The 8,870-nt window shown below is 59.1% G+C and carries 8 protein-coding genes; 3 read left to right on the top strand and 5 right to left on the bottom strand.

Going from position 1 to position 8,870, the window contains the following annotated elements:
- The coding region (locus tag VK725_RS07655; RefSeq protein ID WP_325317466.1) for a hypothetical protein at nt 1–270 on the top strand (270 nt) is incomplete at its 5' end.
- Here VK725_RS07655 and VK725_RS07660 read toward each other — a convergent pair.
- The 3 genes from VK725_RS07660 to ettA form a co-directional block, all read right to left on the bottom strand.
- Nucleotides 257–2,251 (bottom strand): S1 family peptidase, encoded by a 1,995-nt coding sequence (locus VK725_RS07660; protein ID WP_325317467.1) that lies wholly within the window; start codon nt 2,249–2,251, stop codon nt 257–259. The two genes, VK725_RS07655 and VK725_RS07660, sit on opposite strands and share 14 nt — an antisense overlap.
- A 176-nt stretch (nt 2,252–2,427) precedes the next feature.
- The gene (pyrF, locus tag VK725_RS07665; protein WP_325317468.1) at nt 2,428–3,240 is read right to left on the bottom strand and encodes an orotidine-5'-phosphate decarboxylase; all 813 of its coding nucleotides are present in this window, start codon (nt 3,238–3,240) and stop codon (nt 2,428–2,430) included.
- 116 nt (nt 3,241–3,356) lie between these two features.
- Nucleotides 3,357–5,018, bottom strand: a complete 1,662-nt coding sequence (gene ettA, locus VK725_RS07670) for an energy-dependent translational throttle protein EttA (protein ID WP_325317469.1) — start codon at nt 5,016–5,018, stop codon at nt 3,357–3,359.
- A gap of 233 nt (nt 5,019–5,251) precedes the next feature.
- Between ettA and VK725_RS07675 the strand changes: the two genes are divergently transcribed.
- Entirely contained in the window at nt 5,252–6,154 is a 903-nt protein-coding gene (locus VK725_RS07675) for a DUF817 domain-containing protein (protein ID WP_325317470.1), read from the top strand.
- Between the two features lie 84 nt (nt 6,155–6,238).
- On the opposite strand, the gene VK725_RS07680 is transcribed toward VK725_RS07675, so the two are convergent.
- Together VK725_RS07680 and VK725_RS07685 are read right to left on the bottom strand one after the other, a co-directional pair.
- Nucleotides 6,239–6,859 carry a TetR/AcrR family transcriptional regulator gene (locus VK725_RS07680; RefSeq protein ID WP_325317471.1) on the bottom strand — a complete coding sequence of 207 codons (621 nt, stop codon included), beginning with the start codon at nt 6,857–6,859 and terminating at the stop codon, nt 6,239–6,241.
- A 12-nt stretch (nt 6,860–6,871) separates the two neighbouring features.
- A complete protein-coding gene (locus tag VK725_RS07685; RefSeq protein ID WP_325317472.1) occupies nt 6,872–7,948 on the bottom strand; it encodes a hypothetical protein in 1,077 nt (358 codons plus the stop codon).
- Nucleotides 7,949–8,103: 155 nt separating this feature from the next.
- Here VK725_RS07685 and glyA point away from each other — a divergent pair.
- The coding region (gene glyA / locus VK725_RS07690) for a serine hydroxymethyltransferase (RefSeq protein WP_325317473.1) at nt 8,104–8,870 on the top strand (767 nt) is incomplete at its 3' end.

Here is an 8,870-nt window from a genome sequence, read left to right on the forward strand (position 1 = left end):
AACGCCTTGCAGCACGCTAAGAAAAATCAGAAACCACAAACTCACGCGGGATTCCTTCTGAGATCGGTTTCCCCAATTATGTCAGCGCACATCGCTTGCGTGGCGGGGAAAGTGCGGTCAAATATGGCGATTTCGGGGCAACGGACCTTATTGTCACGAAAGGTGTTGAAGTTCTCGCGCGCTGTTTCCGCACAAAGTACTTCAGCGGATGACTCGTCATCCAGCGCAACGCGGGATGACGAGCCATGTCGAATCATCAAGGCGATTTGAGCTTGAACGGTTTCATCAGCTGATCGAGCTTGGCTTTCATGTCGCCGGGCTGATGCGTGCCCTGCGTGCCATAGAAGACGGTGTAGAGCTCGGTCGGAGCGGCGGTTGAGCCCGGATCGACCACCGCGGCGATATCCATTTCGTCGCCATCGTTATAAGCGACTCCGTCATACGGGTGCTGCTTGTGAAGCAGCTTGCCCCACGCCGCCTTGAAGCTGTCATCGAGGTCGGGGCTGGGAGCGACGTGTCGTCTTATGTTGATGCGATCTGGATCGGTGACGTTGATACGGACCTGCACATCGCTTGTCTCCAGATCGATTTTGCCGTGATTCGCGTAATAGCCGAAGCCTACGCCCAACACGTTGTCGGGAGCGATGTCCTGCAATGACGAGGAATAGTTGAATGCGATACGGTTCGAGTCATAACTGAAGCGCTTGCCGTAATCGAAATCGATGCGCGTCTCTTTCAGCGGACCGGACAACAGCGAGCTGTCGGAAAGAAAATCCTTCCATTGCGCCAGCGTGCCGCCGAAATCGACGTTGAAGAAATCAGTGAGCGCTTTCATGTCGATCATGCTGTCATGCGTGGCCGCCGCAGAGTTCATGCGCATCATGATTGCGTAACCGTCCGGCACGGGAAGGGCGAACATCACCACCTGAATATTGGCAAAGGGTTCGTCCCACACGTACACACGCCATTCGCGCTGCCAACCGTCGGTGTATCTCGTATCTGTCTTGGGTTTGCCCATAGAGGTGATCTTGATGCGCTCAGAACCCACGGGGCGAATGAAGAAACCCGTCTTCAACACCATGTCCATCATCTGCTTGGGGTCGTTGTAGAACGTGGACGCCTTAATGTCGTCCGGCCTGCGCAGATGCATGAGCATGTTTTGGCCGACGATGCCGCTCGCGATGTACCCGCTGCCAGTGAGCGGCACACGACCAAATTCACGTCCCTCGTAATTCCATTGACCGCTGTTGCTGAGCACGATCAGCGACGGGAAGTAACTCAGATCCGGGGAGCTATAGAGAATCTCATTGGAGCCGGCACCATGCGGAAACAGGTTGTCGCCTTGTGACTGCAACAAGGCCTTCAGCATCTCGTCGCTGTTGCTGTCGGAAAGTTTCAGATACGCCGATTCGAAATCGGCGTAACTCTTGGGTAAGGAGAATTGCGCCTTGAAAGAGCTGTTCTGATGATTGCTCAGCACGTCGAGCTGGTAGGACATACGTTTATCGATGACGGCGGTGCTGTTCGAGGCGTTCATCACTTCGCCGATCGGTAGGGCATAGTTGAGGTTTTCGTTGGCCGACTTCATCAGCACGACACCGATGACGCGGCCCTGTTCATCCAGCAATGGGCCACCGCTGTTGCCGGGCGATGCTGCGGCAGAGAAGCGCATCCATTTCCAGCGGCCGTTTTCATCCTCCGGTGTGTCGGAGGTGTAAAGGCCGTCGCGGATCACGACGCCTGTTCCCAGTGCATTGCCCACTGCGTATACCACGCTGTTCAAGGCGGGTTTGGTGTTGACGTCCAGTGCGGCGTTGTTGGGTTGTTCTTTCAGCGAGAACATCACAAAGTCTTGCTGAAGCGAAAACTTTTCGATTTTGTCGATCGCATACACGTGGCCGCTGGCATCGCGCAGCGCGGGGGCACCGGTCAGATCGCCCACCGAAGCCATCAACACATGACCGGCAGTGACATATCGGTTGTTACCGATGGAGAACGCCGTGCCGATCGAAAAATATTTGTCCGTGCGTTCCTGATAAGGCATCAGATCGAGCGGCAGTGGTTTTTCGTAAGTAAGCGGATCGTCGACCGCTCGAGGAATCACCACTTCGAACGTCGCCGCGTCGATTTTCGACGCAAGTTGAGGATCGGGGCTCGCGGCGTACACGCGGCTCGTCACACTCATGGCAATCGTTATCAGCAACAACGTCAGCGAAAGCTGGTGAAGAAAGGCAGTTGTTTTCGTGACCACGTGTCGAACCATCCCATTCAATGCCTGCATACGTTCCCTTCGTATGATTGCCTGACCGGCAAAAAAGCCGGATCCCGCCACCGATACTGACATAGCCGTGCAGCCGGCGGGAGGGCCATTGGATGGCATTCCAGCGCACGAAATCGACGCTGGAACTTACGAGGTGAACCGGTGTGTTAGCGGTACCGATTAATGGTGTCGCGCAAATCCTGGGTGGCTTTGCGGGCAGCGGTGGCGAAGTCTTCGTCGTGACCCGCGTAAAGTATGGCGCGCGAGGAATTGATCATCAGACCCGTGGCCGCCGACGTGCGACCGTTACGGACCACCGCTTCCACATCGCCGCCCTGGGCACCGATGCCCGGCACCAGCAACGGCACGTCACCCACGATGGCGCGTACCTCGGCCAGTTGTTCCGGCCAGGTCGCTCCCGTCACGAGTGCGCAATTGCCGTGTTGGTTCCAGTCATGGGCGATGATTTTCGCCACGTGCTGATACAGCGGCTTACCGCCGACGTCGAGATCCTGCAGGTCTGCCGCGCCGGGATTGGACGTGTGACAAAGGAGAATCACACCCTTATCGGTGCGATCAAGGAAAGGCTGGACGGAATCGCGGCCGAGGTACGGGTTAAGCGTTACGGCATCGGCGCGATAGCGATCGAACGCTTCGGTGACGTAATGCTGCGCCGTACTGCCAATGTCGCCGCGCTTGGCGTCGAGGATGACGGGTACGCCGGGATGCTCGGCGTGGATATGCGCAATCAGACGCTCGAGTATTTCTTCGGCGCGAAGCGCGGCGAAGTGGGCGATCTGCGGCTTGAATGTGCAGACCAGATCGGCCGTTGCGTCCACGATGTCGCGACAGAATTCGAAGATCGCGTCGGGATGGCCCTTCAAATGGGTTGGGAATTTGGAAGGTTCAGGATCGAGGCCGACGCACACGAGCGAGTTGTTGCGGGTCCATGCCTGTTGCAGTGATTGCATGAAATGCATCGTCGTCTCCTAGTGATTCCCTCTCCACCGGGAGAGGGTGCCGGCATGCGGGTGTGGGTACGCGCTGATCGTACCCTCACCCCAACCCCTCTCCCATCGGGAGAGGGGCTTCGCAATTACGCCAGTTTCTTGTATTTCACACGATGCGGCTTCGCAGCTTCTTCGCCCAGGCGACGCTTCTTGTCTGCTTCGTATTCGTTGTAGTTGCCGGGGAAGAACTCGACATGCGAATCGCCTTCGAATGCAAGGATATGTGTCGCGATGCGGTCGAGGAACCAGCGATCATGCGAGATCACCATCGCGCAGCCGGGGAATTCCAGTAGTGCGTCTTCCAGTGCGCGCAGCGTTTCGACGTCAAGGTCATTCGACGGTTCGTCGAGCAACAACACGTTGCCGCCCTGCAGCAGCGTCTTGGCCAGATGCAGTCGGCCACGCTCACCACCGGAGAGGTTGCCGACGATCTTCTGCTGATCGACGCCCTTGAAGTTGAAGCGGCCGATGTATGCGCGCGACTGGATCTCGAAGTTGCCGATGGTGATGATGTCCGCACCGCCCGACACTTCCTGCCACACATTGTTCTTCGCATTGAGCGCGCCGCGCGACTGGTCGACGTAGGCGAGCTTGACGGTGTGACCCATCTTCACTTCGCCCGAATCCGGCTTTTCGACGCCCGTGATCAGCTTCATCAGCGTGGACTTACCTGCGCCGTTCGGGCCCATGACGCCGACGATGGCGCCCGGCGGCACCTTGAACGACAGATCGTCGATCAGCAGGCGGTCACCGAACGACTTGCTGACGTTCTTGAACTCGATCACTTCCTGGCCCAGGCGCTCGCCCGGCGGAATGAAGACTTCGTTGGTTTCGTTGCGACGCTGGTATTCGACGGAGTTGAGCTCTTCGAAGCGGTTCAAGCGCGCCTTGCCCTTGGACTGACGACCCTTGGCCGCCGAGCGCACCCACTCCAGTTCCTTCTCGATCGCCCGTTGGCGCGACTTTTCCTGCTGCGCTTCCTGCTTTAGGCGCGCGTCCTTCTGCTCCAGCCACTCGGTGTAGTTACCCTTCCACGGGATGCCGCGGCCGCGGTCCAGTTCCAGAATCCACTCGGCGGCGTTGTCGAGGAAGTAGCGATCATGGGTCACGGCCACCACGGTGCCGGGGTAGTCCTGCAGGAAGTGCTCCAGCCATTCCACGGACTCGGCGTCCAAGTGGTTGGTGGGCTCGTCGAGCAACAGCATGTCGGGCTTGGACAGCAGCAGGCGGCACAGTGCCACGCGGCGCTTTTCACCGCCGGATAGCGGGCCGACCTTCACATCCCAGGGCGGCAGGCGCAACGCATCGGCCGCCACCTCGAGTTGGCGCTCCAAGGCGTGCGCATCGTTCACGGCAAGCAGGTTTTCAAGTTCCTGCTGTTCGGCGGCCAGTTTGTCGAAGTTGGCGCCTTCTTCGGCGTAGGCGGCGTAAACCTCTTCCAGGCGCTTCTGCGCATCGAGGATGACGGAAACGCCTTCCTCGACCACTTCACGTACGGTCTTTTCCGGGTCCAGCTGCGGTTCCTGCGCGAGATAGCCGACCTTGATGCCGGGCTGTGGGCGCGCTTCACCCTGAAAATCGGTATCCACGCCGGCCATGATGCGCAGCACGGTCGATTTGCCCGCGCCGTTGAGTCCCAGCAGACCGATTTTCGCGCCGGGGAAGAACGACAGCGAGATGTCCTTGATGATCTGGCGCTTCGGGGGAACGATCTTGCTGACCCCGTTCATGGTGTAGATGTATTGCATGCTGGCTCCGAAGGCGTGCGCGTCGCTGGCCCGGAGGAGGGGCAACGCGCGGGGCGTGGGTATCAAACCCGGCATTATAGCGGCTCCATCGCAACTCCCGGTGACGGGGTGGCTCCTCTGGACGTGCTTTTTGCCGCCCGGATGCGAGCGGATGGCCACCGCAGCGTCATTTTTTGCGCCAGGTCCGGACACTTCGGACCGCGATGCTCCCTTCGATACAGAGGGAGTTGTCGATGGACGGAGCTACCACCACCAAACGCCACCGCGGTCCGCAGGCAGCCATCCGGCGATGGGACACGCGAATCGGACAATGGGCGCGCCCGCGCGGCCGTGCGGTCGTTGCCCTGCACGAGCTGGTTTGCTTCGGCCTGAAGCAGGCGTCAGCGTGCTTGTTCGGCGGGTGCATGATCAGCCTGCTCTGGTTGACCTGGGTGTTTTATCCGCGTGGTGCGTTGCTGTCGCGCTATGACTTCCTCACGCTGGCTGCGTTGATCATTCAGTGTGTGTTGATTGCGACGCGTCTGGAAAGTCGTGATGAAGCGAAAGTGATCCTGATGTTTCATCTCGTCGGCACAGTGATGGAGGTGTTCAAGACATCCGTGGGCTCGTGGGTCTATCCGGAAGCGTCGTTTTTGCGTCTTGGTGGCGTGCCGTTGTTCTCCGGCTTCATGTACGCGTCGATTGGCAGCTACATCGCGCGGGCATGGCGGTTGTTCGAATTTCGCTTTACCCATCATCCATCGTTTGCGGCAACTGTTTGGCTGGCGATGGCCATTTACGCGAATTTCTTTACGCATCACTTTTTTCCTGATGCGCGATGGTTGCTATTCGTTGCGGTGGCCGTGCTGTTCGGGCGCACATGGGTCTATTTTCGAATCCGGCGCGTGCACCGGCGCATGCCGCTGTTGCTGGGTTTTGTACTGGTGGCGACGTTCATCTGGTTTGCGGAGAACATCGGCACGTTTACGGCGGCGTGGCGTTATCCTGCGCAGCGTCATGCATGGAGCATGGTGCCGGTATCGAAATTGGGTGCATGGTTGCTGTTGATGATCATCAGCTACGTAATGGTCAGTGCCATCGCCATGCATCGCACTACTCCCTCCCTTGCACGCAGGGGAGGGTTGGGGAGGGGTTGAACAATCTTGCGTCGAGGCAAGCGCATGTGACCTCCCTCCCAACCTCTTCCCGCAAGCAGGGGGCGGGATACTGAAACTTGAGGCCTACGGTCCCGGTTTGTCTTTTAGATGCGTCGGTCGCGCGCCCTCCATCAGCGCCACGAAGGTGCGCGCATGCAACGCCGCCGCGTCGAAACCTGCCGGCAACAGTCCGGCGATTTCCAGCATCACCGCGCCGTGCAATGCCGCCCACACCTGATGGCCGAGAATGGGCGCATCGGCTTCAATGATGCCTTCGTCGATCATCACTTGCGTATCCGCGGCGATGCATCGCCACATACGTGCGTGCGCCTCGCGATACGCGGGATCGTTGCCGTTGGCTTCGGGATACTCGAACATCAACCGATAGGTCGCGGTGTCACGACGCGCGAAATCGATGTAAGCATCACGCACGTTGCGACTGCGCGTGCGGCCATCGCCCGGTGTATCCAGTGCGTTTTCCAACGCTTCAGCCATTTGATTCAAGCCGCGCGTGCGCACGGCGGTGATGATTTCTTCCTTGCTGTCGTAGTAGCGATACGGCGTCATCGTGCCGCATCCGAGTTCGCTGGCCAAGCGGCGCATAGTGATCGCCGCCGGGCCTTCTTCGACGAACAGTTTTGCCGCCGCGGTGCAGATGCGTGCGCGGAATGCCTCGGTTTCGCTTTCGCTAAGTGCTTTGGGCACGTGAATCTCGAATCATTGGGTTTGTACGTCGAGTGACTTGCGGAAGAACGCCAAGGCATCGGCTTGAATTTGCTGATGCACTTTCACGCGATCGACACCGGGTGGATCGCTGCAGATCTCTTTTGCATCCTTTGCCAGTTCTGGAGAGCACGGATCGAGGAACACCCAGTGATCGGCGAGCGGCACCATTTTCACATTCACAAGCGTTTTCATCAGCGGACGGATATGTTCGGCGTTTGCGCTGGGTCTGAGCACATGATCGTTCTGGCCGTAGTAGAGGAAAACGGGACGATCGATTTTCGCGATGCCCGCTTCGTCGAAGACGAGGCTTAGTGGCGCCATCACGAATGCTGCTTTCACGCGCGGATCGGCGGTATTACCCCAGCGCGTGAGCTGGCTTTCCAAGCCATCCATCATCTGTTCGAGGGTCTGTCCATGACTTTGCGCCTCCGCAGTGAGTTTCTTGGCCTCGCCGCAAACGTCCTTATCGTTGGGATAGCGATTGCAGAAGTCGATGAAGCGCCGGAATTGCGGAACGGCGCCGACGATCATCAGGCTCGTGTATCCGCCCGCCGAAAAACCGGCGACGCCAATGCGATTTGCATCGATCAGTGGTTTCCAGTGCGGGTCGTTGAGCAGCATGGAGATGGTCGCTTTGACTTGAATCGGCCGGCCAACCAGCACCGGCGCATAGCCCACGCCGCTCACGTCATGGAAGTTGTCTTTCGGATGTTCGAGCGTAGCGACGATGAAACCGTGGCTCGCCAAGTATGTCGCCAGCTCGCGGTGACCGAGATTGGAGCCACCGTTACCGTGCGAAATCACCACCAGCGGCTTCGCGCCCGGAATCGCCGGCGCATCCATGGTGGCGTCGACATGGTAGGGGCCGATTGTGGTCTCGCCCGGCGCATGAGTTGTTGGATAGAACACCCAGCCCGGCATCGTGCCGCCATTGACCGGATCGTTGATGGTGATGTGATGAAACCCCACGCCGGTAACGGTCTGGGCGAGCAGTATCGCCGGAGCGAGAAAAAGCGTCAGGGCAAGCCAGCGCCATGCGTGGGCGAGCCGGGAACGGGCGAACGTCATGCGGATACTCCCTCTGCGTGTCATTGCGTACGATGTACGGTACATTGTACGAAAAGGCCCGCACAAGTCCCCACCGGTGGCCGCAAACACCCCCGCCCATTACACTTTCAAGACTCAACCCCGCCGCTCCCACCTTTATTACCCACGAGGCTCGAATGTTCCCGAAGACCGACACGATCGCCGGCTATGACGATGAGCTGGCCAAGGCCATGGCCGACGAAGCCCGCCGCCAGGAGGACCACGTCGAGCTGATCGCTTCGGAGAACTACGCCAGCCCGCGCGTACTCGAAGCGCAGGGTTCGGTGTTGACCAACAAGTACGCCGAGGGCTATCCGGGCAAGCGTTACTACGGCGGCTGCGAATACGTAGACGTGGCCGAGCGCCTCGCCATCGAGCGCTTGAAGCAACTGTTCGGCGCCACCTACGCCAACGTGCAGCCGCACTCCGGTTCGCAAGCCAACCAGGCGGTGTATTTAGCGCTGCTCAGTCCGGGCGATACGATTCTCGGCATGAGCCTGGCGCATGGCGGTCACCTCACGCACGGTGCGAAGGTCAATATTTCCGGCAAGCTGTTTAACGCTGTGCAGTACGGCGTGAATGAACAAGGTCTGGTCGACTACGACGAAGTCGAACGCCTCGCCGTCGAGCACAAGCCGAAGATGATCGTCGCCGGTTTCAGCGCTTATTCGCAGGTAATGGACTGGGCGCGCTTCCGAGCGATCGCCGATAAGGTCGGTGCGTATCTCTTCGTCGACATGGCGCACGTCGCGGGTCTTATCGCGGCTGGCGTGTATCCCAATCCCGTGCCGCATGCGCATGTGGTGACGTCAACCACGCACAAAACCCTGCGCGGCCCGCGCGGCGGTTTCGTCATCGCGAAGGACGCTGGCGAAGAAATCGAAAAGAAGCTGCAATCCATCGT

Source organism: Dyella sp. (assembly GCF_035486915.1).
GTDB lineage: Bacteria > Pseudomonadota > Gammaproteobacteria > Xanthomonadales > Rhodanobacteraceae > Dyella_B.